20 protein-coding genes, 5 tRNA genes and 1 riboswitch are annotated in these 22,510 nt (G+C 59.3%); of the genes, 19 read left to right on the forward strand and 6 right to left on the reverse strand.

The features are described from left to right. Positions 1–49: 49 nt before the first annotated feature. The 6 genes from aruF (at position 50) to astE (ending at position 6,472) form a co-directional block, all read left to right on the forward strand. Positions 50–1,069 (forward strand): arginine/ornithine succinyltransferase subunit alpha, encoded by a 1,020-nt coding sequence (aruF, locus tag AC27VU_RS27975; protein WP_007951057.1) that lies wholly within the window; start codon positions 50–52, stop codon positions 1,067–1,069. 51 nt (positions 1,070–1,120) lie between these two features. Further along, positions 1,121–2,146: an arginine N-succinyltransferase gene (gene astA, locus AC27VU_RS27980; RefSeq protein ID WP_003227276.1), complete on the forward strand. Its 1,026-nt coding sequence runs from the start codon at positions 1,121–1,123 to the stop codon at positions 2,144–2,146. Then, positions 2,143–3,612 (forward strand): succinylglutamate-semialdehyde dehydrogenase, encoded by a 1,470-nt coding sequence (gene astD, locus AC27VU_RS27985; RefSeq protein WP_262142850.1) that lies wholly within the window; start codon positions 2,143–2,145, stop codon positions 3,610–3,612. The genes astA and astD overlap by 4 nt, the downstream gene beginning before the upstream one ends. A 142-nt stretch (positions 3,613–3,754) precedes the next feature. Continuing rightward, positions 3,755–5,101 carry an N-succinylarginine dihydrolase gene (gene astB / locus AC27VU_RS27990; protein WP_003227272.1) on the forward strand — a complete coding sequence of 449 codons (1,347 nt, stop codon included), beginning with the start codon at positions 3,755–3,757 and terminating at the stop codon, positions 5,099–5,101. Between the two features lie 57 nt (positions 5,102–5,158). Beyond that, positions 5,159–5,449 (forward strand): hypothetical protein, encoded by a 291-nt coding sequence (locus AC27VU_RS27995; RefSeq protein WP_003227270.1) that lies wholly within the window; start codon positions 5,159–5,161, stop codon positions 5,447–5,449. A gap of 12 nt (positions 5,450–5,461) precedes the next feature. Next, entirely contained in the window at positions 5,462–6,472 is a 1,011-nt protein-coding gene (gene astE, locus AC27VU_RS28000; RefSeq protein ID WP_488725347.1) for a succinylglutamate desuccinylase, read from the forward strand. A 141-nt stretch (positions 6,473–6,613) separates the two neighbouring features. On the opposite strand, the gene AC27VU_RS28005 is transcribed toward astE, so the two are convergent. Then, a complete protein-coding gene (locus AC27VU_RS28005; protein WP_488725348.1) occupies positions 6,614–7,123 on the reverse strand; it encodes a 6,7-dimethyl-8-ribityllumazine synthase in 510 nt (169 codons plus the stop codon). A gap of 101 nt (positions 7,124–7,224) precedes the next feature. Beyond that, positions 7,225–7,395, reverse strand: a riboswitch (FMN riboswitch). Between the two features lie 291 nt (positions 7,396–7,686). Between AC27VU_RS28005 and ltaE the strand changes: the two genes are divergently transcribed. The 8 genes from ltaE (at position 7,687) to AC27VU_RS28045 (ending at position 13,798) form a co-directional block, all read left to right on the forward strand. Continuing rightward, positions 7,687–8,691, forward strand: a complete 1,005-nt coding sequence (ltaE, locus tag AC27VU_RS28010) for a low-specificity L-threonine aldolase (protein ID WP_488725349.1) — start codon at positions 7,687–7,689, stop codon at positions 8,689–8,691. Between the two features lie 146 nt (positions 8,692–8,837). After that, complete coding sequence (gene alaS / locus AC27VU_RS28015) at positions 8,838–11,456, forward strand: alanine--tRNA ligase (protein WP_086794684.1); 2,619 nt, start codon at positions 8,838–8,840, stop codon at positions 11,454–11,456. 90 nt (positions 11,457–11,546) lie between these two features. Further along, on the forward strand, positions 11,547–12,788 hold the full coding sequence (locus tag AC27VU_RS28020; protein ID WP_003227260.1) for an aspartate kinase: 1,242 nt from the start codon (positions 11,547–11,549) through the stop codon (positions 12,786–12,788). Between the two features lie 187 nt (positions 12,789–12,975). Beyond that, positions 12,976–13,164: a carbon storage regulator CsrA gene (csrA, locus tag AC27VU_RS28025; RefSeq protein ID WP_002554426.1), complete on the forward strand. Its 189-nt coding sequence runs from the start codon at positions 12,976–12,978 to the stop codon at positions 13,162–13,164. A 62-nt stretch (positions 13,165–13,226) separates the two neighbouring features. Then, positions 13,227–13,317, forward strand: a tRNA-Ser gene (locus AC27VU_RS28030). A gap of 107 nt (positions 13,318–13,424) precedes the next feature. Then, positions 13,425–13,501: transfer RNA gene (locus tag AC27VU_RS28035), tRNA-Arg, on the forward strand. Positions 13,502–13,572: 71 nt separating this feature from the next. Then, positions 13,573–13,649 (forward strand) — tRNA-Arg (locus tag AC27VU_RS28040). A gap of 72 nt (positions 13,650–13,721) precedes the next feature. Further along, positions 13,722–13,798: transfer RNA gene (locus tag AC27VU_RS28045), tRNA-Arg, on the forward strand. An 18-nt stretch (positions 13,799–13,816) separates the two neighbouring features. On the opposite strand, the gene AC27VU_RS28050 is transcribed toward AC27VU_RS28045, so the two are convergent. Beyond that, a complete protein-coding gene (locus AC27VU_RS28050; protein ID WP_003227258.1) occupies positions 13,817–14,335 on the reverse strand; it encodes a hypothetical protein in 519 nt (172 codons plus the stop codon). Positions 14,336–14,656: 321 nt separating this feature from the next. Between AC27VU_RS28050 and mgtE the strand changes: the two genes are divergently transcribed. After that, complete coding sequence (mgtE, locus tag AC27VU_RS28055) at positions 14,657–16,099, forward strand: magnesium transporter (RefSeq protein WP_003227256.1); 1,443 nt, start codon at positions 14,657–14,659, stop codon at positions 16,097–16,099. Positions 16,100–16,323: 224 nt separating this feature from the next. Here mgtE and AC27VU_RS28060 read toward each other — a convergent pair whose 3' ends face one another. Next, positions 16,324–16,650 (reverse strand): Arc family DNA-binding protein, encoded by a 327-nt coding sequence (locus tag AC27VU_RS28060; protein ID WP_003178899.1) that lies wholly within the window; start codon positions 16,648–16,650, stop codon positions 16,324–16,326. Positions 16,651–17,039: 389 nt separating this feature from the next. Between AC27VU_RS28060 and phnN the strand changes: the two genes are divergently transcribed. Further along, positions 17,040–17,609, forward strand: a complete 570-nt coding sequence (gene phnN, locus AC27VU_RS28065; protein WP_488725350.1) for a phosphonate metabolism protein/1,5-bisphosphokinase (PRPP-forming) PhnN — start codon at positions 17,040–17,042, stop codon at positions 17,607–17,609. Here phnN and AC27VU_RS28070 read toward each other — a convergent pair. Both AC27VU_RS28070 and AC27VU_RS28075 read right to left on the reverse strand, forming a co-directional pair. Further along, a complete protein-coding gene (locus AC27VU_RS28070; RefSeq protein ID WP_003227249.1) occupies positions 17,584–17,763 on the reverse strand; it encodes a PA3371 family protein in 180 nt (59 codons plus the stop codon). The genes phnN and AC27VU_RS28070 overlap by 26 nt on opposite strands. Positions 17,764–17,783: 20 nt before the next feature. After that, on the reverse strand, positions 17,784–18,014 hold the full coding sequence (locus AC27VU_RS28075) for a hypothetical protein (protein WP_226499598.1): 231 nt from the start codon (positions 18,012–18,014) through the stop codon (positions 17,784–17,786). 294 nt (positions 18,015–18,308) lie between these two features. Between AC27VU_RS28075 and AC27VU_RS28080 the strand changes: the two genes are divergently transcribed. Continuing rightward, a tRNA-Arg gene (locus tag AC27VU_RS28080) sits at positions 18,309–18,385 on the forward strand. 82 nt (positions 18,386–18,467) lie between these two features. Here the strand turns inward: AC27VU_RS28080 and AC27VU_RS28085 are convergent. Next, positions 18,468–19,835, reverse strand: coding sequence for a lysozyme inhibitor LprI family protein (locus AC27VU_RS28085; protein WP_488725351.1), 1,368 nt, complete (start codon positions 19,833–19,835; stop codon positions 18,468–18,470). Between the two features lie 211 nt (positions 19,836–20,046). Between AC27VU_RS28085 and AC27VU_RS28090 the strand changes: the two genes are divergently transcribed. Then, entirely contained in the window at positions 20,047–21,651 is a 1,605-nt protein-coding gene (locus AC27VU_RS28090; RefSeq protein WP_103486421.1) for a tetratricopeptide repeat-containing response regulator, read from the forward strand. After that, entirely contained in the window at positions 21,648–22,340 is a 693-nt protein-coding gene (locus AC27VU_RS28095; RefSeq protein WP_488725352.1) for a sensor histidine kinase, read from the forward strand. The genes AC27VU_RS28090 and AC27VU_RS28095 overlap by 4 nt, the downstream gene beginning before the upstream one ends. Positions 22,341–22,510 lie beyond the last annotated feature (170 nt).

Consider the following 22,510-nt stretch of genomic DNA (forward strand, 5'->3'; position numbering starts at 1 on the left):
AATGTTCGGTGTTTTTTCTGTGATTTTTATAAGAGAAAGGAGTGACACCATGCTGGTGATGCGCCCTGCGCAAATGGCTGATCTGGGCGAGGTACAGCGTCTGGCCGCGGACAGCCCGATTGGTGTCACTTCCTTGCCGGATGACGTGGAACGCCTGAGCGACAAGATCGCCGCAAGCGAAGCCTCGTTCGCCGCCGAAGTGAGCTTCAACGGTGAAGAGAGCTACTTCTTCGTCCTCGAAGACACCGCCACCGGCAAACTGGTCGGCTGCTCGGCGATCGTTGCCTCGGCCGGTTACTCGGAGCCGTTCTACAGCTTCCGCAACGAGACCTTCGTCCACGCGTCCCGCGAGCTGAAGATCCACAACAAGATCCACGTGCTCTCGCAATGCCACGACCTGACCGGCAACAGCCTGCTGACCAGTTTCTACGTGCAACGCGAGCTGGTCGGTTCGCCGTGGTCTGAGCTCAACTCCCGGGGTCGCTTGCTGTTTGTCGCCAGCCACCCGGAGCGTTTCGCCGATTCGGTGGTGACCGAGATCGTCGGCTACAGCGACGAGAACGGCGACTCGCCGTTCTGGGATGCCATCGGTCGCAACTTCTTCGACCTCAACTACGCCGAGGCCGAGCGCCTGTGTGGCCTGAAGAGCCGCACGTTCCTCGCCGAGCTGATGCCGCATTACCCGATCTACGTGCCGCTGCTGCCGGATTCCGCTCAAGAAGCGATGGGCCAGGTGCACCCGCGTGCGCAGATCACCTTCGACATCCTGATGCGCGAAGGCTTCGAGACCGATCACTACATCGACATTTTCGACGGTGGCCCGACCCTGCATGCGCGTGTTTCGGGGATCCGTTCGATCGCTCAGAGCCGTGTGGTGCCAGTGAAGATCGGCGAGCCGGTGAAAGGCGCCGGGCGCCAGTATCTGGTGGCCAACGCGCAGTTGCAGGATTACCGCGCGGTGCTGCTGGAACTCGATTACGCGCCGGGCAAACCGGTGACCCTGGATCTGGAAGCAGCCGAAGCCCTGGGCGTCGGTGAAGGTGCCAGCGTGCGCCTGGTGGCGGTTTAACGCCTTAGCGAGTTTCACGGGTGGCGAAGGCGGCCCGTTTGAGGAGATAGCATGATTGTTCGTCCCGTACGCAGCAGCGATTTATCCGCGCTGATCGACCTGGCCCGCAGCACCGGCACCGGCCTGACCACTTTGCCGGCCAACGAAGAGCGCCTGACCCACCGGGTCGGCTGGGCCGAGAAGACCTTTCGCGGCGAAGCCGGCCGTGGCGATGCGGACTACCTGTTCGTGCTCGAAGACGACAACGGTCGCGTGGTGGGGATTTCCGCCATTGCCGGCGCGGTCGGTCTGCGTGAGCCGTGGTACAACTTCCGCGTCGGCCTGACCGTCAGCGCCTCGCAAGAGCTGAACATCTATCGCGAGATTCCGACGCTGTTCCTCGCCAACGACCTGACTGGCAACTCCGAGCTGTGCTCGCTGTTCCTGCACGCCGATTACCGCACCGGTCTGAACGGCCGCATGCTGTCCAAGGCGCGCATGCTGTTCATCGCCGAGTTCCCTGAGCTGTTCGGCAACAAGATCATCGCCGAGATGCGCGGTGTGTCCGATGAAGCCGGTCGTTCGCCGTTCTGGGAGAGCCTGGGCCGGCACTTCTTCAAGATGGAATTCAGCCAGGCCGATTACCTGACCGGGGTTGGCAACAAGGCGTTCATCGCCGAACTGATGCCGAAATTCCCGCTGTACACCTGCTTCCTGTCACCGGATGCGCGCAACGTCATCGGCCAGGTGCACCCGGACACCGAGCCGGCGCTGGCGATGCTCAAAAGTGAAGGTTTCAGCTATCAAGGCTACGTCGACATCTTCGACGCCGGCCCGGCCATTGAATGCGAAACCAGCAAGATCCGCGCAGTCCGCGACAGCGAAGCGCTGGTGCTGGCGATCGGTACACCGGGCGATGACGCCACACCGTTCATCATCCATAACCGCAAGCGCGAAGATTGCCGCATCACAGCTGCGCCGGCGCGTCTGGCCGCTGGCACGCTGGTGGTCGATCCGCAGACCGCCAAACGTCTTCAACTCAACGCTGGCGATCAAGTGCGCGCCGTGGCGTTGTCTGCTGCTCGGGAGTCGAAATAATGAATTCGCTATACATCGCAGGTGAATGGCTGGCCGGTCAGGGCGAAGCCTTTCAGTCGCTGAACCCGGTAACCCAGCAAGTGCTGTGGTCGGGGGAGGGCGCCACCGCCGCTCAGGTCGAGTCCGCCGTGCAGGCTGCGCGTCAGGCGTTTCCGGGCTGGGCGCGGCGTTCGCTGGACGAGCGTATCAGCGTGCTCGAAGCCTTTGCTGCCGCCCTGAAAAACCACAGCGATGAACTGGCCCGCACCATCGGCGAGGAAACCGGCAAGCCTTTGTGGGAAGCCGCGACTGAAGTCACCAGCATGGTCAACAAGATCGCGATCTCGGTGCAGAGCTACCGCGAACGTACTGGCGAGAAGAGCGGCCCGCTGGGCGACGCCACCGCCGTGTTGCGCCACAAGCCGCACGGTGTGGTTGCAGTGTTCGGCCCTTACAACTTCCCGGGTCATTTGCCGAACGGGCACATCGTGCCGGCACTGCTGGCCGGCAACAGCGTGCTGTTCAAGCCAAGCGAACTGACGCCGAAAGTCGCCGAGCTGACGGTCAAGTGCTGGATCGAAGCCGGTCTGCCGGCCGGTGTGTTGAACCTGCTGCAAGGCGCTCGCGAAACCGGTATCGCGCTGGCCGCGAACCCGGGCATCGACGGTCTGTTCTTCACCGGCTCCAGCCGCACCGGCAATCACCTGCATCAGCAGTTCGCCGGGCGTCCGGACAAGATTCTTGCTTTGGAAATGGGCGGCAACAATCCGCTTGTGGTCGATCAGGTGGCTGATCTGGACGCGGCGGTTTACACGATCATTCAGTCGGCCTTCATCTCCGCCGGTCAGCGCTGCACCTGTGCGCGTCGTCTGCTGGTGCCGCAAGGCGCGTGGGGCGACAGCCTGCTCAAGCGTCTGGTGGAAGTCAGCTCGACGATTGAGGTCGGTGCGTTCGATCAACAGCCGGCGCCGTTCATGGGGTCGGTGATTTCCCTTGGCGCGGCGAAAGCGCTGATGGACGCCCAACAACATCTGCTGGCCAATGGCGCGGTGTCGCTGCTGGAGATGACGCAGCCGCAGGCGCAGTCGGCATTGCTGACTCCGGGCATTCTGGATGTGACGGCGGTGGCCGAGCGTCCGGACGAAGAACTGTTCGGTCCGTTGCTGCAGGTGATTCGCTATGCCGATTTTGCTGCGGCGATCACTGAGGCCAACGATACCGCTTATGGTCTGGCGGCGGGGTTGCTGTCGGATTCCGAAGCGCGTTATCAGCAGTTCTGGCTGGAAAGCCGCGCCGGTATCGTCAACTGGAACAAACAGCTGACCGGTGCCGCGAGCAGCGCGCCGTTCGGCGGTGTCGGGGCTTCGGGCAATCATCGCGCCAGCGCCTACTACGCCGCAGATTACTGCGCGTACCCGGTGGCCTCGCTGGAAACGCCGAGCCTGGTGTTGCCTGCGGCCCTGACGCCTGGCATCAAAATGGTGTGATGCCCATTCGCGAGCAAGCTCGCTCCCACAAGGGCGATGAGATCCCTGTGGGAGCGAGCTTGCTCGCGAAGGCCGCGACGCGGTCGCACTGAACAGTTAGTTACTGAAGCCTATAACAACAGATTCTCGTGGAGCCTCGCTGATGAAATCCTATGAAGTCAATTTTGACGGTCTAGTGGGGCCGACCCATAACTACGGCGGTCTGTCCTACGGCAACGTTGCGTCCCAGAGCAACAGCCAGCAATCTTCGAATCCGAAGGAAGCGGCGCTGCAAGGCCTGGCGAAGATGAAAGCGCTGATGGAAATGGGCTTTCAGCAAGGCGTGCTGGCGCCACAGGAACGTCCGGACGTGGCCGCTCTGCGCCGTCTGGGTTTCAGCGGCACCGACGCGCAAGTGATCGAGCGCGCCGCGAAGGAAGCCATGCCGTTGCTGGTTGCCAGTTGCTCGGCATCGAGCATGTGGGTGGCCAACGCCGCCACCGTCAGTCCGAGTGCCGACACGGCTGACGGTCGCGTGCATTTCACCGCCGCCAACCTCAACTGCAAATACCACCGCAGCATCGAACACCCGACCACCAGCCGCGTGCTCGGCGCGATGTTTGCTGATCAGCAGCACTTCGCCCATCACGCCGCACTGCCAGCCGTTGCGCAGTTCGGTGACGAAGGCGCGGCCAACCACACGCGTTTCTGCCGTGAGTACGGCGAGGCCGGTGTCGAGTTTTTCGTGTTCGGTCGCAGTGCGTTCGACACCCGTTACCCGGCGCCACAGAAGTACCCGGCGCGCCAGACCCTGGAAGCCTCGCAAGCGGTGGCGCGGCTGCACGGTCTGCGTGACGAAGGCGTGGTTTACGCGCAGCAGAACCCGGCGGTGATCGACCAGGGCGTATTCCACAACGACGTGATCGCGGTGGGTAACGGCGAGGTGCTGTTCTATCACGAGGATGCGTTCCTCGACACCGAGCAGATGCTGGCCGAGTTGCAGGGCAAACTGGCCAAGGTCGGCGGCAAGTTCCAGTCGATCTGTGTGCCGCGTTCGGCGGTCACCGTCGACGACGCCGTGCGCTCTTACCTGTTCAACAGCCAGTTGCTGTCGCGTCCTGACGGTTCGATGCTGCTGATCGTGCCGGAAGAGTGCCGTGGCAACGAGCGCGTGTGGAACTACCTGCAAGGGCTGACCAGCTCCGGCGGCCTGATCCGCGAAGTGAAAGTCTTCGACCTCAAGCAAAGCATGCAGAACGGCGGTGGCCCGGCGTGCCTGCGACTGCGCGTCGCGCTAAACGAAACCGAGCTGGCGGCCGTCAATCCAGGGGTTATCATGACGGCCCCGTTGTACGGTTCGTTGACCGCATGGGTTGAAAAGCACTACCGCGACCGCCTGAGCGAAACCGATCTGGCGGACCCGCAGTTGCTGCTTGAATGCCGGACGGCACTGGATGAACTGACGCAAATCCTTAAACTGGGCGCGGTTTATCCATTCCAGATCAATTGATGGCCGGCGCGTCGCCTGAACGCGGCGCGCGGCTTGTCTACCCAAGAGAGTAAAAACATGAGCGATTCCCTGCAGCTGATCCTTGAAGACACCGACGGCACGCAACTGCAAACCTCGTGCACCCGCGTCGCGGTCATGTGGCAAGGCAAAGAGCTGTGGATCCAGCAGGACGGCCGTGGCCAACTGCTGATCGGTGTGGACGTCGAGGAAGGTGACGAAGAGTACGCCAACCTGCTGCTGCGCCCATTGGCAACTAATCTGGTAAGTCTGCAACTGGAAATGGAACCGGCTGACCTCGGCGATGACGAGGAACATGTGCACGGCCCGGATTGCAACCACGACCACTAAGGAAACCGCTCTATGCTCGCCCTCGGCAAACTGCTTGAACTGACCCTCGCCGGCCGCGAACCGGCGGAGAAGACTCAACTGACTGTCGAAGGCGTGCGCATGCGCTGGTTGAGCGAGGGTGCGCTGGAAGTCCGGCCACCCGAAGTGCGCGACAATGGTCTGGACCTGCTGCTGTCGGCAGGTATCCACGGCAATGAAACAGCGCCGATCGAGTTGCTCGATCGGCTGCTGCATGACATCGCTCGCGGCGATCTGAAGCCGCGTGCACGCATTCTGTTCCTGTTCGGCAACCCGGAAGCGATTCGCAAAGGCGAGCGCTTCGTCGAGCAGGACGTCAATCGGCTGTTCAACGGCCGTCATGAACAAACCAGCGGTTCCGAAGCCATCCGCGCCTGCGAGCTGGAACGGCTGGCGGCGAGCTTCTTCAGCCTGGCGGACCGTCAGCGTCTGCACTATGACCTGCACACGGCGATTCGTGGTTCGAAGATCGAGCAGTTCGCGCTGTACCCGTGGAAAGAAGGTCGCCAGCATTCGCGCCGCGAACTGGCGCGTCTGCGTGCTGCCGGCATGGAAGCGGTGCTGCTGCAGAACAAACCGTCGATCGTTTTCAGCTCCTACACCTACGATAAGCTCGGCGCCGAGTCCTTCACCCTGGAACTGGGCAAGGCGCGGCCGTTCGGGCAGAACGAAGGGGTGGATGTTTCACGTCTGGAAACCCGTCTGAAGCAGATCATCGAAGGCAATGAGCCGGATCTGGCTGCAGAAGGTCTGGATGGTTTGCAGCTGTTCAGCGTCGCCCGGGAAATCATCAAGCACAGCGATGCGTTCCGCCTGAACCTGCCGGCGGACATCGAAAACTTTTCCGAGCTGGATGTGGGTTATGTGCTGGCCGAAGATCTGGCCAATACCCGATGGATCATCGAGGAGCAGGGCGCGCGGATCATCTTCCCCAATCCCAAGGTCAAGAACGGCTTGCGTGCCGGCATCCTGATCGTGCCGACCACCGACGAACATCTCGCCTGAAGCAATTTAACCCTGTGGGAGCGAGCTTGCTCGCGAATGCAATCTGGCATTCAACATTTGAGTTGGCTGTCAGTCCGCTTTCGCGAGCAAGCTCGCTCCCACAGGGGAATGAGTGAGACCAAAAGCCTCACTCATGGTCTATCAGACGGCGACTGCACGTGGCTCTGTGCGACGCAGCGCACGAACCTTCTGCAGCGTATCCGCGCAAGTCCGCGCCGCTTCCTGACCCTTGTGCACGAAGTGCTCGAAGAAGAATTTCTGATGTTCTTCACCGGCATGGAAGTGGTGCGGGGTCAGGGACACCGAGAACACTGGCACTTCGGTTTCCAGTTGCACCTGCATCAGGCCGCTGACCACGGACTGGGCAACGAACTCGTGACGGTAGATGCCGCCGTCCACGACCAGCGCAGCCGCGACGATGCCGGCATAACGACCGGTCTTGGCCAGCAACTTGGCGTGCAGAGGCATTTCAAAGGCGCCGCCGACTTCGAAAAAGTCGATGTCCGATTCCTGATAACCCTGGGCCAGCATTTCGGCGACGAAGCCTTTACGGCTCTGGTCGACGATTTCCTTGTGCCAGCAGGCCTGGATGAACGCAACGCGCTCGCCTTGAGGGTGTTTGGTTTTGCTGTCGATAGCGGTGGGTTGCATGTTCTGACTCCTGTTTGTGTGAAAAACAGGGCGTTATGAATCGAAAGGGATTCAAGGGTACGCACGAGCACACAAGCGCGCGGGCGGCCCTTTGGTGTCAATCCCGTTCTCTCTTCATCCGGACTATGACCGTCGGCCCCGGAATCACACCGGGTCTGCTGACCTTGCCGCCGATCACCGCCAATGCCGTGTCGTCGCCAAGCGCTCGCGGGCTATGCGCATTGCGCGCAATTACCGCCGGTGGGGAATTACACCCCGCCCTGAGAACGTTTTTGCCGCCCTTTCTCGGGCGGCGCAGCGTTTTTATCACAGATTTTCCGGCCTTGCACAGAACCTGTGGGAGCGGGCTTGCTCCGGGCGGCGTTCCGACGAAGGCGGTGTGTCAGCCGGCAAATCGATTGGTTGACACACCGCTATCGCGAGCAAGCCCGCTCCCACATTGGGTTGCGTCCTTTCAATAAGTAATGTGCTTTTTCTCACTCAAGGGTTGATTAATCGGCGCCATGACCGCAGTAATTCACCTTCGAAAAGGGATTTCCCCTGCTGACTCTGAGGCCAGGTTCATGAGCGTTATCGATCTTCGCAGCGACACCGTCACCCAACCGACTCCTGCCATGCTCGACGCGATGACTGCGGCGGCTACAGGTGACGATGTGTACGGCGAAGATCCGACGGTCAATCGTCTGGAGGCGGAACTGGCAAAACGCCTGGGCTTCGCCGCCGCGCTGTTCGTGCCGACCGGCACCATGAGCAACCTGCTGGGCCTGATGGCGCACTGCGAACGTGGCGACGAATACATCGTCGGCCAGCAGGCGCACACCTACAAGTACGAGGGCGGTGGCGCGGCGGTGCTCGGTTCGATCCAGCCGCAGCCGCTGGAAGTGCAGGCCGACGGTTCGCTGGATCTGGCTCACGTGGCGGCAGCGATCAAGCCGGACGACTTTCACTTCGCCCGTACCCGTCTGCTGGCGCTGGAAAACACCATGCAGGGCAAAGTGTTGCCGCTGGAGTATCTGGCCCGGGCGCGCAAATTCACCCAGGAGCACGGCCTGGCTCTGCACCTGGACGGCGCGCGGCTGTACAACGCGGCGGTCAAGCTTGGGGTAGATGCCCGCGAGATCACGCAACATTTCGATTCGGTGTCGGTGTGCCTGTCCAAAGGGCTTGGCGCGCCGGTCGGTTCGGTGCTGTGCGGTTCAGCCGAGTTGATCGGCAAGGCCCGGCGCCTGCGCAAAATGGTCGGCGGCGGCATGCGTCAGGCCGGGTTGCTGGCAGCGGCGGGGCTGTATGCGCTGGATCACCACGTTGAGCGCCTGGCGGATGACCATGCCAACGCCCGGCTTTTGGCCGAAGGCCTGCGCGCGGCCGGGTTCAGTGTCGAGCCGGTGCAGACCAACATGGTCTACGTGCAAATGGGCGATCAGGCTGAAGCGCTCAAGGCGTTTGCCGCCGAACGCGGGATCAAGTTGAGCGCCGCAGCGCGCTTGCGCATGGTCACGCACATGGACGTCAGTCGCTCGCAAATCGAGCAAGTGATCGCGACATTCGTCGAGTTTTCGCGCAAGTGACAGCGTTAGCCGCCCAATTGACCGTTACTATCGTATAAACACGCTGTACCCCACGCGAAGGGCCGATATAATGCGGCCCTTTGCCGTCGTTTCGTCTGTTGACGTTTCGTACAGGCCTTTGGCCGCAGCCTCCGTGGAAGAACCTAATGAAAAGCGCAGAAATCCGTGAAGCCTTCCTTCGCTTCTTCGAAGAGCAAGGCCACACCCGTGTAGCCTCCAGCTCTTTGATTCCGGGCAACGACCCAACCCTGCTGTTCACCAACGCGGGGATGAACCAGTTCAAGGACTGCTTCCTGGGCCAGGAAAAGCGCGCGTACACCCGCGCAACCAGCAGCCAGAAGTGCGTCCGTGCCGGTGGCAAGAACAGCGACCTGGAAAACGTCGGTTATACCGCTCGTCACCACACATTCTTCGAAATGCTCGGTAACTTCAGCTTCGGTGACTATTTCAAGCACGACGCGATTACCTTCGCCTGGACCTTCCTGACTGGCGTTCTGAAACTGCCGAAGGAAAAACTCTGGGTCACCGTCTACGCCTCCGACGACGAAGCGTATGACATCTGGACCAAAGAAATCGGTGTGCCAGTCGAGCGCATGATCCGTATCGGCGACAACAAGGGCGCGCCTTACGCCTCCGACAACTTCTGGACCATGGGCGATACCGGCCCGTGCGGCCCATGCACCGAGATTTTCTACGATCACGGCGACCACATCTGGGGCGGCCCACCGGGTTCGCCGGAAGAAGACGGCGACCGTTACATCGAGATCTGGAACAACGTGTTCATGCAGTTCAACCGCACCGCCGATGGCGTGTTGCATCCGTTGCCAGCACCGTCGGTCGACACTGGTATGGGCCTGGAGCGGATCAGTGCGGTGATGCAGCACGTCAATTCCAACTACGACATCGACCTGTTCAAGAACCTGCTGAAGGCCTCGGCTGAAGCCATCGGCTGCGAAAATGGCGATCAGTCGTCGCTGAAAGTGGTGTCCGACCACATCCGTTCGTGCGGTTTCCTGATCGCCGACGGTGTGCTGCCGTCCAACGAAGGTCGCGGTTACGTGCTGCGCCGGATCATTCGTCGCGCCTGCCGCCACGGCAACAAGCTGGGGGCCACCGGCAGCTTCTTCTACAAGATCGTGGCGGCGCTGGTCGCCGAGATGGGCGAAGCCTTCCCGGAACTGCAGAAGCAGCAGAGCAACATCGAGCGCGTACTCAAGGCCGAAGAAGAACAGTTCTCCAAGACCCTGGAGCACGGCCTGAAGATCCTCGAACAGGATCTGCTGGAACTCAAAGGCACCGTGGTGCCGGGCGACGTGGTGTTCAAACTCTACGACACCTACGGTTTCCCGATGGACCTGACCGCCGACATCGCTCGCGAGCGCGGCCTGACGGTCGACGAAGTCGGCTTCGAGCGTGAAATGGAAGCCCAGCGTGTGCGTGCTCGTTCGGCCAGTTCGTTCGGTCTGGACTACAACACGCTGGTCAAGGTTGATGTGGCCACCGAGTTCACCGGTTACACCGACACCAGCGGTTCGGCAAAAATCGTCGCTATCTATAAAGATGGCCAGTCGGTCGACGTCTTGAGTGAAGGCGAAGAGGCGGTGATCGTGCTGAATCAGACGCCGTTCTACGCTGAATCCGGCGGCCAGATCGGCGACTGCGGTTTCCTGCAGGCGGGCAACGCGCGTTTCGACGTCCGTGACACCACCAAGACCGGCGGCGCATTCCTGCACCACGGCGTGCTGGATTCCGGCAGCCTGACCATTGGCGCTCCGGTGGAAACTCACGTGGATGCCGAAGTGCGTCACGCGACCTCGCTGAACCACTCGGCCACCCACTTGCTGCACGCTGCATTGCGTCAGGTGTTGGGCGAGCACGTGCAACAGAAAGGTTCGTTGGTGGATAGCCAGCGTCTGCGCTTCGACTTCAGCCACTTTGAAGCGATCAAGCCGGAGCAGATCAAAGCGCTGGAAGACATCGTCAACGCCGAGATCCGCAAGAACTCCGCGGTTGAAACCGAAGAAACCGACATCGAGACCGCCAAGCAGAAAGGCGCGATGGCGCTGTTCGGCGAGAAGTACGGCGACAACGTGCGCGTGCTGAGCATGGGCGGCGATTTCTCTGTCGAGCTGTGTGGCGGTATCCACGCCAACCGTACCGGCGACATCGGCCTGCTGAAAATCATCAGCGAAGGCGGTGTGGCATCGGGCGTGCGTCGTATCGAGGCAGTCACCGGTGCTGCGGCACTGGCCTACTTGAATGCCGCTGAAGAACAACTCAAGGAAGCGGCCAACCTGGTCAAGGGCAGCCGCGACAATCTGATCGACAAGCTGTCGGCCGTGCTGGAGCGCAACCGCGCGCTGGAAAAGCAACTCGAGCAGTTGCAGGCCAAGGCTGCCAGCGCCGCGGGCGACGATCTGTCGAACTCGGCAGTCGACGTCAAGGGCGTGAAGGTTCTGGCTGCACGTCTGGATGGTCAGGACGGCAAGGCGCTGCTGGCGCTGGTCGATCAGCTGAAAAACAAACTCGGCCGCGCAGTGATCCTGCTCGGCAGTGTCCATGAGGAAAAGGTCGTACTGGTTGCAGGTGTAACCAAGGACCTGACTGGCCAACTCAAAGCCGGTGATTTGATGAAACAGGCTGCTGCGGCAGTGGGCGGGAAGGGCGGTGGTCGTCCGGACATGGCGCAGGGCGGCGGTGTCGACGCCGGCGCACTGGATGGCGCGCTGGCGCTGACCGTTCCATTCGTCGAGCAGGGTTTATAAGACGGCCCGTCGGGCCCGCAGTCTAGTGGCGGGCCCGGCGGCTGTTCGAGTGATTATTGGGCGCCCTTCATGGGCAGAGGCGGCTTTGAAATGGCTTTGATCGTACAGAAATTTGGAGGCACCTCGGTCGGTACTGTCGAGAGAATCGAGCAGGTCGCCGACAAGGTTAAGAAATTCCGCGATGCCGGCGATGACCTGGTGGTTGTGCTGTCTGCAATGAGCGGCGAAACCAACCGTCTGATCGATCTGGCCAAGCAAATCAGTGGCGACGCGCAACCGGTTCCGCGTGAACTGGACGTGATCGTCTCCACCGGTGAGCAGGTGACGATTGCCCTGTTGGCCATGGCGCTGATCAAGCGCGGTGTGCCGGCGGTGTCGTACACCGGTAATCAGGTGCGGATCCTGACGGACAGTGCGCACAATAAAGCGCGTATCTTGCAGATTGATGACCAGAAGATTCGCGGTGATCTGAAAGCAGGTCGCGTGGTGGTTGTCGCCGGTTTCCAGGGCGTCGACGAGCACGGCAACATCACCACCCTCGGTCGTGGCGGTTCCGACACCACGGGCGTGGCACTGGCGGCGGCATTGAAGGCTGACGAGTGCCAGATCTACACCGACGTCGATGGTGTCTACACCACTGACCCGCGTGTGGTGCCGGTCGCTCAGCGTCTGGACAAGATCACCTTCGAAGAGATGCTGGAAATGGCCAGCCTCGGTTCCAAGGTGCTGCAGATCCGTGCGGTGGAATTCGCCGGCAAGTACAACGTTCCGCTGCGCGTACTGCACAGCTTCAAGGAGGGTCCGGGCACCCTCATTACTATTGATGAAGAGGAAACCATGGAACAGCCGATCATTTCCGGCATCGCTTTCAACCGCGATGAAGCCAAGCTGACCATCCGTGGCGTGCCAGACACCCCGGGCGTGGCGTTCAAGATTCTCGGCCCGATCAGTGCCGCGAACATCGAAGTCGACATGATCGTGCAGAACGTCGCGCACGATAACACCACCGACTTCACCTTCACCGTGCACCGCAACGACTACCAGGCCGCACAGACCGTGCTGGAAAACACCGCTCGCGAGATCGGTGCCCGGGAAGTGGTGGGCGACACCAAGATTGCCAAGGTCTCGATCGTCGGCGTCGGCATGCGTTCTCACGCAGGCGTGGCCAGCCGCATGTTCGAATCCCTGGCCAAGGAAAGCATTAACATCCAGATGATCTCGACGTCGGAAATCAAGGTTTCCGTGGTGATCGAAGAGAAGTACCTGGAACTGGCTGTGCGCGCTCTGCACACGGCTTTCGAACTGGACGCTCCGGCCCGTCAGGGCGAGTAATCCGGTCACCTGAAGGGCGCGGTCTGACCGCGCCCTTTATTTTTGAATGGCGCGAGCCCCTGAACTGTTCTTTTGCTCGCGCTGGTCAATACTCAGGCATGTAGGGCTACGATCGCTCCGGTTGTAGGTCGGGTGCCTTTTTTTTGCAGACTGTTGTCCCTGAAATGAAATGCGTGAGGAGAAAGGTATGCTGATTCTGACTCGTCGGTGCGCAGAAAGCCTGATTATCGGTGATGGCGAAATCACCGTGACCGTGCTCGGCGTCAAAGGAAATCAAGTGCGTATCGGCGTCAACGCCCCGAAAGAGGTTGCCGTGCACCGTGAGGAAATTTACCTGCGTATAAAGAAAGAGAAGGACGAAGAACCAAGCCATTAATTTTTATCGATTTTTATGTTTGCAAACGGGGAAGAAGGTGGTTAATATACGCCCCGTGTTGCGGAGAGCTGGCCGAGTGGCCGAAGGCGCTCCCCTGCTAAGGGAGTACACCTCAAAAGGGTGTCGGGGGTTCGAATCCCCCGTTCTCCGCCATTATTTGCTTAGTACGTTGTAATCTGGCTTTTTCTGTAAGTTGTTGAATTTATTAGAAAAAGTGGTTGGAATAGAGATTAGACGGGCTATAATGCGGCGCAACAAATGCACTCGTAGCTCAGCTGGATAGAGTACTCGGCTACGAACCGAGCGGTCACAGGTTCGAATCCTGTCGAGTGCACCATTTAAGAGTTGTTTATAGCGATATAAAGAACTCGGCTTCAGCCAGTTGTGGTCTGGTTTAAAAACACAAATGCACTCGTAGCTCAGCTGGATAGAGTACTCGGCTACGAACCGAGCGGTCACAGGTTCGAATCCTGTCGAGTGCACCATTTAAGAGTCGTTTGTAGCAATACAGGCAACTCGGCTTCAACCAGTTGTGGTCTGGTCTAAAAACACAAAATGCACTCGTAGCTCAGCTGGATAGAGTACTCGGCTACGAACCGAGCGGTCACAGGTTCGAATCCTGTCGAGTGCACCATATTCAAGAAGCCCGCGTTTAACGCGGGCTTTTTGTTGTCTGCGATTTGGCTTTTCCTTTCACGCAGCCCTTCTCATCAAAATCGACTTGAGCACTGCGGCCTCGTTTCAGGTCGTATCGATAGCTCGTCGTCGACGTTCGAATATTCACCTTGTCCGGTTTGCCCAGAGCGCTTTCAACATCCTGTTGGCTCATGCCGGCAATCACTCGTTGATTGATGATCGCTGCGCGGCGCTGCCTGGCATTGATCAGGTTGCCGCATTTGTCCTCCAGGCGGCCAACGATGCCTGGTTCACGTCCCCTGATTGTCATACCGGATATTTCTTCGTGGTTGTGTTCCGGCATGATCGGCACGACAGATCCGGGCGAGTAGGGCTTAACTTGCTGCAGCGAGAGCTGCTCATCGTTCGCACAACTCAGGGTGGTGAAGGTGATGCCGCCGTCGGGTGCTTCGCAGCGGTGAAGGGTGTTGGCAACCCCGGCGGGCGGCAGGCAGAGCAGGCTGGCGACTACAAAACGGAATGTTCTGGATAGCATTCGACGTCCTCCATGACGATCTACGCTCAAGGGTAGTCGCTACATTTTTCAGTGCCGGTGTGTTTTCTTTTCAAGATGAGTCGTCGCATCTGCACGGGTCAGGACAGTGCTCAGCTTTGTCGCGCAAGCGCTTGTTTCGACCGCGATTTTTTAACGTTTAAAACTGTCAGGCGGTGTATCATTGCGCCCGTCAGCCCCGCCGGGGCTTATGGAAAACCTCCATGGACTTACCCAGTAGTTACTCAGTAACCCGTTTCACCAATCATGAATTGACTGATTGATCCTTCCGGCGTGCCCCGCTGCTGGGAGTGGAGTTCGCCTATGTCCGAAATCGAAGTAAAGAAAACACAGGAAAGCCTGCAGGATCGCCTGGCTCAGGTCGTTGAGCTGCTGCAGCGCCAGAAGGTCGTCGAAGACCTGACTCATCGCCAGGAAGGCGCGCACCACGACCGGGTCGAGAACCTGGTTCACCGGCAGAACCTCGTCGAGCTGCAACGCAAACTCGATGATCTGCACTCCGCCGACGTTGCCTACATCCTTGAAGCCTTGCCGCTGGACGACCGTCTGACGCTCTGGCAACTGGTCAAGGCTGATCGCGACGGCGACATTCTTCTCGAAGTATCCGACTCCGTTCGTGAAACGCTGATCGCCGACATGGACGATCACGAGCTCCTGGCTGCGGCCAAGGACATGGACGCCGACGAACTTGCTGACCTGGCTTCCGAGCTGCCGCGAGACGTCGTCCATGAGCTGATGGAGACGCTAGACCAGCAACAACGCGAGCGCGTGCGTTCGGCCCTGTCCTATGACGAGGAGCAGGTCGGTGCGCTGATGGACTTCGAGATGGTGACCATCCGTGAGGATGTCAGTCTCGAAGTGGTTCTGCGTTACCTGCGCCGTCTCAAGGAGCTGCCGGGGCACACCGATAAACTGTTCGTGGTTGATTACGACGGTGTGCTCAAGGGTGTGCTGCCGATCAAGCGTCTGCTGGTCAACGATCCGGACAAACAGGTTTCTGAAGTCATGGCCAGCGATCCGGTGAGTTTTCACCCGGACGAAGACGCCTATGACGCTGCTCAGGCGTTCGAACGTTACGACTTGATCTCGGCCCCGGTGGTCGACAAGAACGGCAAGCTGATCGGCCGTCTGACCATTGACGAAATGGTCGACCTGATTCGTGAGGAGAGCGAAAGCGAAGTCCTCAATATGGCGGGTCTGCGCGAAGAGGAAGACATCTTCGCCTCCGTCTGGAAATCCCTGCGCAACCGCTGGGCGTGGCTGGCAATCAACCTGATCACTGCCTTTGTCGCTTCGCGGGTGATCGGCCTGTTTGAAGGCTCGATCGAGAAGCTGGTGGCGCTGGCGGCATTGATGCCGATCGTGGCGGGTATTGGCGGTAACTCCGGTAACCAGACGATCACCATGATCGTGCGCGCCATGGCGCTCGACCAGGTCAGCACGGGCAACACCTCGCGCTTGATGCGCAAGGAGCTGGCGGTGGCGTTGATCAACGGTCTGGTCTGGGGCGGGGTGATCGGTGTGGTCGCTTACTTGCTCTACGGCAGTTGGTCGCTGGGCGTGGTAATGACGGCGGCGATGACCCTCAATTTGCTGCTCGCAGCGTTGATGGGGGTGCTGATCCCGATGACGCTGGCGAAGATGGGGCGCGACCCGGCGATGGGCGCCAGTGTGATGATCACGGCCATGACCGACAGCGGTGGCTTCTTCATCTTTCTGGGGTTGGCGACGATCTTCCTGCTCTGATTCGCCGCAATGCAAAAGCCCGCCAATTGGCGGGCTTTTTTGTGCCTGTGTATTTATCTGTGGCGAGGGGATTTATCCCCGATGGGTTGCGCAGCGACCTCAGGAGAGGCCTTGGTACCATCGGGGATAAATCCCCTCATTACAGATCTACCTCGGATTGTCGTTATTAAAATCCGGGCAAAAAAAAGCCAGCACTTATGCTGGCTTGAGATGTTCGGTGTGGCTCAGGACGCGTCTGCGGCCATTTCGGCGTCGTGAGCGATCAGCGACACCAGGGCGTTCTGTTGACGGTGCGACAGCTGACGGAAGCGTTGCAGAAGCTCACGCTCGTGCAGCGAAAGCTCAGGGCTGTCCAGGCGCATGCTCAACTCTTCGCCCAGTGCACCTTCCTGAATAAGACTCTGCTCAAGGCGCGCAATGATTTCGGAGTTCATGCTGCGATGATGATTGCGAGCCACCTCGGCAATGCGTTCACGCATCCCGTCTGGCAGACGTACGACGAACTTGTCAGCCGTACGGCTGGAATAAATTGCCTGTTTCAATGGGCGCATATATTTAACCGGTTAGTTCAGGGGAGCGGTTCTCGGGATTGGCCGCAGGATGTGTGGTAGGACAAGCATCCGCGCCAAATGGTTCAACCTGAATTGTTAAGAGGCCCGCATCATGCCTCAAAATTGCCAGATCATTGGCGTCAATTCTGTGACAAATATTGAGCTGGGTAAAGGCGTAATGCCAGCACCAATTATCAGAAATGCGGACTGGTTTGAAAACTTTGCCTTGGTCCGCATCAATGACCGCTTCCGGGTGCACATCTGTTGATGTCCAAAGACGTCAGAACGTGCATGCTATGCGGCTTTCGATCCTTGTTCCTTACCTGTACAGGATAGTGGCAATTTGCCGATTTACTAGGGGCAAACACCGGCCGGAGGGCGTTTTCAGGATGGATGGCAAGCTTATTTATCTGATGGGACCCTCCGGTTCAGGCAAGGACAGCCTGATCGAGGCCGCGCGTGAGCCTTTGCGCGAGTTGAACTGCGAAGTCATGCGTCGAGTAATTACCCGATCAGCGGAATCCGTGGGCGAGGACGCTATCGGCGTAACGCCCGAAGAGTTCGAGCGACGCCAGCAAGCCGGGGGCTTCTCGCTGGCCTGGCACGCCAATGGGCTGGCTTATGGCATCCCGGCAGAAATGGACGAATGGTTGCGTGCCGGGCGACGCGTACTGGTGAACGGCTCACGCGCCAACCTGCGTCAGGCGCTTGAGCGCTACCCGAAACTGCTGCCGGTGCTGCTGACGGTCAAGGACGAGGTCTTGCGTGAACGCCTGCTCAGGCGTGGCCGGGAGACGCCTGAGCAGATTGATGCGAGGCTGGCGCGCAATGCGCTGTTCAAGGACAGAAGGGCAACTGATTTGCCCGTGCATCTGATCGACAACTCGGGCGACCTGGCGAACGCCGTTAAGCAACTGCTTAACTTGATCCGGCTTAACGCAGCACCGGATCAAATTTAATCTTGCGCCCGGCCACCAGGGCCAGCACAAACAACACTGCAAATACGCCGCAGCCAATCAGGGGAAGGGTGACTGCGGTTTCCTCGAACAGCGAAAAATGCACAACGCCACTCAATAAGGCGAGGATCAGAAACCCTGCGGCTGATTTGGACATGCTGTACTCCTGAAGATATTTCAAAAAACCAGACGTTCGGTGTCGCGCGTCGGCAGTGCTTGCTCAGGCTCATTGACCGCCTGCGCCGCGAAGTCGCTCTGATTGCTCAGCACCGCCCACTGCGGCGCTTTCTGCACCTGCAAGTAATGCGGCATACGCTGAGCCACCGGTTCAGCACTCTCGGGGACAAAATGAAAGCCAACCAAAACCGCTAGTGCGATTGCGTTTGCGAGCAGGAGAGTGCTGTTCATGGGGCGGACTCCGTTTGTTCTGTTATGAGAACAGACATAGCAGCCGTCGTGCCAACAGTCTAACCGCTGTGAAGTCCTTTAAAAACAAGCATTTGGAAGGGTTTTTCACAAGGCGCGGGTTGCAATCTGCAATGATGGCTCTTTGGGGGAGTGCAAATTGCACGGTAAATCTTCCCGCAGCATTGCAAGGCGCCTGCCTACACTTAAAAAGCCCACGGACGACATGACAAATCAAGGGCTGGCCGTTAACATGCACGCCGTCCGTCGCGCCGTGTCCGGCCGCGATAACTCAGTGTCTCAGTAGCTCAATTGGATAGAGCATCCCCCTCCTAAGGGGAAGGTTGGCAGTTCGAACCTGCCCTGGGACACCATCATTCAGAGCCTTGCAACGGTTCGAAAAAAGCCCCGCACAGGATGATCTGTCGGGGCTTTTTCATGCTTGTAATAATTGGCTCAGTTCAGTGCTCCACCGTCGGCCTTGCCAATTGAGGTGCTGACCTCGATCACATGCCGGCGCCCGTTGACCGCGTAACTGCGCCCCTCTGTATCAACGTCCGGTTTGCGCAGTGCCAGTTGTGCGAACAAGCCATGTTTTTCGTCGTAGCTGCCAAACCAGTCAACCAGTTTTCCGATGTAGCATTCGTTACCGATAATCACCGTCAGGTCGAAAACATCTTCCACCGAGTAATGCACCGGGCCGTAGCTGTAGTAATCGCTCTCGCCTGCGCCTGTTGCAGGAATCGGGCAAAGAGGCGTGCGCTGGGTGTCCGGCTTATGGGAGCGTGCTTCGTTCGCCTTGGTGATTGCCTGGTTGAGCGTAAGCCGCATATCAGGCTCCAACTCAAAGGTGCTGGTGCCGTCATCCTTGTGTTGAGTGGTGGGCACATTCAGTGAGTAGCCGTATCGCACCGTCACGGTGGGCACTTCACGGTTGATCTTCAACGGATTGAGCAAGTAGATGTGATCAACGCCGTAGGCACCGTTGCGGTAGGCGAGGTAAATATTACCCCGAGCCTTGATCCAGTACGCCGACTGGTTGGCTCCGCGATCATTGGTATAGAACAGCGCGCTTTCAGGCTCAGGAGACCTTTTGACAAAATGGTCACCGTCTCGGCGCCAGGTTTCCACGTAGGTAAACATGCCGGTGCCACCGGCGTAAGTCTGGACGATCAGGTCTCGTTGCCCGTCGCCGTCCATGTCCAGCAACGAGTAGGAGGTTTGACCGGTTTCTGCTGCCGCGTCGATTTCGGTGGCGGTCAATGCCTTCCATTCATCCGGTGTAACGTCTTTGGGAATCGAAGCTGGAAAGTGCGTTTGCTCGCTGGGGTTTTCTTTGTCGGAGTCGCCTGAAAACGATGTCTCTTCAGAGTTGAAAGCCAGTGAAGCCAGCACTCGTTCAACCGCCACCTCGCGATTGCCGCCCTCGCTGGCCGCTTGAATGCTGCGTTGCAGATCTTCCAGAACCTGTTTGTCGATGCCGGTCGGTCTGTGCGCAACGGCATCCATCTGCTGCGCCTGTAATAACTTCAGCCGGTCACGATAACTTTGTTCAAGGCAAGCAATATCCGCTTCGCACTGATTGCGTGTCTTGAGCCACAACCGTTGTGTGCGCTTGAGTTCAGATTGCTCATCACCGGAGATCTTCATCAGCTTCCGATAAGCCGCACCCATCTGCGCATCCAGCACATACAACCCTTTATCCGCACAAACAGCATTCTCCACGGCACTCGCCGCTTTCGCACAATCCATTCCGACCGCCATCGCCTGCTGGAAAAACAGCAGCGCACAGGCGGACACGATGCAACGTCCTTTGATGTACACGAGATAAACCTTATAGGGGGAAAGGTGAGTCGGTGCGCAGGGTAATCGCTGCACAAGGAATCTTGAAGTGTCCGCTTCAGAGAACGTCACTTGTGGCCGATAACTCACTCGGTGACTTAAAAGTCGCGTGAAATCGCTTGATAGCATTTGGCCGGCAGCTATCATCTGCGCGCCTGAAATTGCCCTCACTTCAATTGCCTGGAAATCCTCGATGCTGTCGTATCACCAAAAGAGTTTTCTGATCGTCGATGATTTCTCGGATTTCCGCAGTTCCGTACGCTCGATGCTGCGCGAGCTGGGGGTCAAGGACGTGGATACCGCCGATACCGGCGAGCAGGCGCTGAAGATGTGTGCGCAGAAGTCTTATGACTTCATCCTGCAGGATTTCCACCTCGGTGACGGCAAGAAGAACGGCCAGCAGGTGCTGGAAGACCTGATGTCGGAAAAGCTCATCAGTCATGAAGCGGTGTTTGTCATGGTGACGGCCGAGACCAGTCAGGCGATGGTGCTCAGTGCCCTGGAGCATGAGCCGGATGCCTACCTGACCAAGCCGTTCAACCGCTCCGGCCTGGCGCAGCGCCTGGAGCGTCTGGAGCAGCGCAAGACGTTGCTCAAACCGATTCTGCAAGCCCTTGATCGCGGTAAGCCGGTCGAGGTGCTCAATGCCTGCATTGCGCTGTGCAAGCAGGACATCCGTTATTCGCCGCTGTGCCTGCGTTATCGCGCCGATGCGCTGCGTGACATGAATCAGAACGAAGCCCTTGAACGCCTTTACGACAGCATCATCGCTGATCGGCCGTTGCCGTGGGCGTTTGCCGGGCTGGGCAAGTTGTTGTTCAAGCGTGGGCAAGTGGCGCAGGCCAAGGGTGTCTACGAAAAAGCGCTCAAGGTGTTCCCGATGATGCCGGCGCTGTATGACGGCATGGCCGATGTGCTGGTCGCCGAGGGCGATACCAAAGGCGCGCAGCGGGTGCTTGAGGAGGCCATTCGTTTGTCTCCGCTGGCGGTGCGCCGGCAGGCGTTGCTCGGCAAACTGGCGATGGCCAACGAAGACTTTGACACCGCGTCCCGGGCCTATCGCCAGGCCGTGGCGCAGGGCGCGCAGTCGCGGTTCAAGGACCCGGAAAGCAACCTCGGCCTGGCCCATGCCTTGATCAGCAAGGGCAGTGAGCGCGGTCTCGACACGCGCACGCGGCTGGAGATCAACACCACGCTCAGCGCCGTCGCCAAAGAGAACCCTTCTGACCCGGGCCTGCAGATTCGTGCGCGCTTGATGAAGGCCACCAGTCTGCTGCTCAACGATGCCGAGACCGCCGACAAGCTCACCGAACAAGCGCTGATGCGCCTCGACGGCATGGAGCAGTTCATGAGTCCCGAGGCGGCGTTGCTGGTCGCCAAGCAGTTGCAGATGCTCGGTCAGGCCGAGGCGGGCACTTCGATGCTCAAGAGCTGTGCGGAGATTTACGGCGACGATCCGGCAGTGATGAAAGACATCGCCAAGCTCACCGATGACCCGACTATTCTTAGTTCGAGCAACGCCGCCGCCGACCTCAACCGTCAGGGCGTGCGCGTGTACAAGACCGGCAATCTGGTGGAGGCCCGCGAGGTGTTCCGCAAGGCGCTGAAGCTGCAACCGAAGAACATCAGTATCGCGCTGAACATGGCCCAGTCGCTGCTGCACGGCACCGACACCAGTGTGCCGTCGACGGAGCTGGAAGAATGTCGGGCCTGCCTGAAAATGGTCGGCCTGATGCCCGACACCGACGCGCGTTATGCGCGTTATCAGAAGCTGAAAAGCAAGGCGTTTGGCGAATGAACCAAGACGAGCAGGCGCTGGATTTCTCCACGGTGATCGCCTCCACCGTTCACGATATGAAAAACTCGCTGGCGATGCTGATGCAGGCCCACAGCCAGTGGCTGGCGCGGTTGCCCGAAGGGCAGCGCGGTGGGGCGGAGCAGGGTGTGATCGATTTCGAGTTCGCCCACCTCAACGGCATGCTGGTGCAGTTGCTCGGGCTGTACAAGCTCGGCGTCAACCAGATGCCGCTGCAACCGGCGTATCACGAACTTGATGATTTCATCGAGGCGCAACTGGCGTCGCACCAAGAAGTGTTCGCCAGTCGCGGGATCATCGCCACCTATGAAGTCGATCCGCTGAGTCCGTTGGGTTTCTTCGATCGCGAGTTGGTTGCCTCGGTGTTGGGCAACTGCATCAACAACGCGATTCGTTATGCCCGTGAGTCGCTGCTGATTACCGTCAGCGACGAGGCCGGGCAACTGGTGTTGAGCATCAACGATGACGGCGACGGCTACCCGACCGAGATGCTCGAGCGGCAGGCCGATTACGTGCAGGGCATCAATCACGGCAGTGGCAGCACCGGGTTGGGTCTGTATTTCGCCAACCGGATTGCCGCGTTGCATCAGCGCAATGGCGTGGTCGGGCACACCGAAATTCGCAATGGCGGACCACTGGGTGGCGGGGTGTTCAGCCTTTATCTGCCGTGACCCGGGTTTTTGTTTGACGCTGCTTGATATTCCGAACAGCCGGAGCCTATTTTGTACGGGTCGCCGTTCGCGGCTCGCACAATAACAAGGATTGCGTCATGACAACCGATGGCCAGCGTTCACTCGCGCAGCGACTGACCGGCATTGATGAGATTGAATGTGTCACGCCG

The sequence above is a fragment of the Pseudomonas sp. 14P5.3.2 genome (genome assembly GCF_057799175.1).

What these genes read in the sequence shown, in the direction of transcription:
- AC27VU_RS28070 (WP_003227249.1), bottom strand. Translation starts at nt 17,763, where the DNA reads ATGTCCAAATCAGCCGCAGGGTTTCTGATCCTCGCCTTATTGAGTGGC.
- AC27VU_RS28050 (WP_003227258.1), bottom strand. Translation starts at nt 14,335, where the DNA reads ATGCTATCCAGAACATTCCGTTTTGTAGTCGCCAGCCTGCTCTGCCTG.
- AC27VU_RS28020 (WP_003227260.1), top strand. Translation starts at nt 11,547, where the DNA reads ATGGCTTTGATCGTACAGAAATTTGGAGGCACCTCGGTCGGTACTGTC.
- astE (WP_488725347.1), top strand. Translation starts at nt 5,462, where the DNA reads ATGCTCGCCCTCGGCAAACTGCTTGAACTGACCCTCGCCGGCCGCGAA.
- csrA (WP_002554426.1), top strand. Translation starts at nt 12,976, where the DNA reads ATGCTGATTCTGACTCGTCGGTGCGCAGAAAGCCTGATTATCGGTGAT.
- astB (WP_003227272.1), top strand. Translation starts at nt 3,755, where the DNA reads ATGAAATCCTATGAAGTCAATTTTGACGGTCTAGTGGGGCCGACCCAT.
- AC27VU_RS28075 (WP_226499598.1), bottom strand. Translation starts at nt 18,014, where the DNA reads ATGAACAGCACTCTCCTGCTCGCAAACGCAATCGCACTAGCGGTTTTG.
- ltaE (WP_488725349.1), top strand. Translation starts at nt 7,687, where the DNA reads ATGAGCGTTATCGATCTTCGCAGCGACACCGTCACCCAACCGACTCCT.
- AC27VU_RS27995 (WP_003227270.1), top strand. Translation starts at nt 5,159, where the DNA reads ATGAGCGATTCCCTGCAGCTGATCCTTGAAGACACCGACGGCACGCAA.
- AC27VU_RS28060 (WP_003178899.1), bottom strand. Translation starts at nt 16,650, where the DNA reads ATGCGCCCATTGAAACAGGCAATTTATTCCAGCCGTACGGCTGACAAG.
- aruF (WP_007951057.1), top strand. Translation starts at nt 50, where the DNA reads ATGCTGGTGATGCGCCCTGCGCAAATGGCTGATCTGGGCGAGGTACAG.
- mgtE (WP_003227256.1), top strand. Translation starts at nt 14,657, where the DNA reads ATGTCCGAAATCGAAGTAAAGAAAACACAGGAAAGCCTGCAGGATCGC.
- AC27VU_RS28090 (WP_103486421.1), top strand. Translation starts at nt 20,047, where the DNA reads ATGCTGTCGTATCACCAAAAGAGTTTTCTGATCGTCGATGATTTCTCG.
- AC27VU_RS28005 (WP_488725348.1), bottom strand. Translation starts at nt 7,123, where the DNA reads ATGCAACCCACCGCTATCGACAGCAAAACCAAACACCCTCAAGGCGAG.
- alaS (WP_086794684.1), top strand. Translation starts at nt 8,838, where the DNA reads ATGAAAAGCGCAGAAATCCGTGAAGCCTTCCTTCGCTTCTTCGAAGAG.
- astA (WP_003227276.1), top strand. Translation starts at nt 1,121, where the DNA reads ATGATTGTTCGTCCCGTACGCAGCAGCGATTTATCCGCGCTGATCGAC.
- phnN (WP_488725350.1), top strand. Translation starts at nt 17,040, where the DNA reads ATGGATGGCAAGCTTATTTATCTGATGGGACCCTCCGGTTCAGGCAAG.
- AC27VU_RS28095 (WP_488725352.1), top strand. Translation starts at nt 21,648, where the DNA reads ATGAACCAAGACGAGCAGGCGCTGGATTTCTCCACGGTGATCGCCTCC.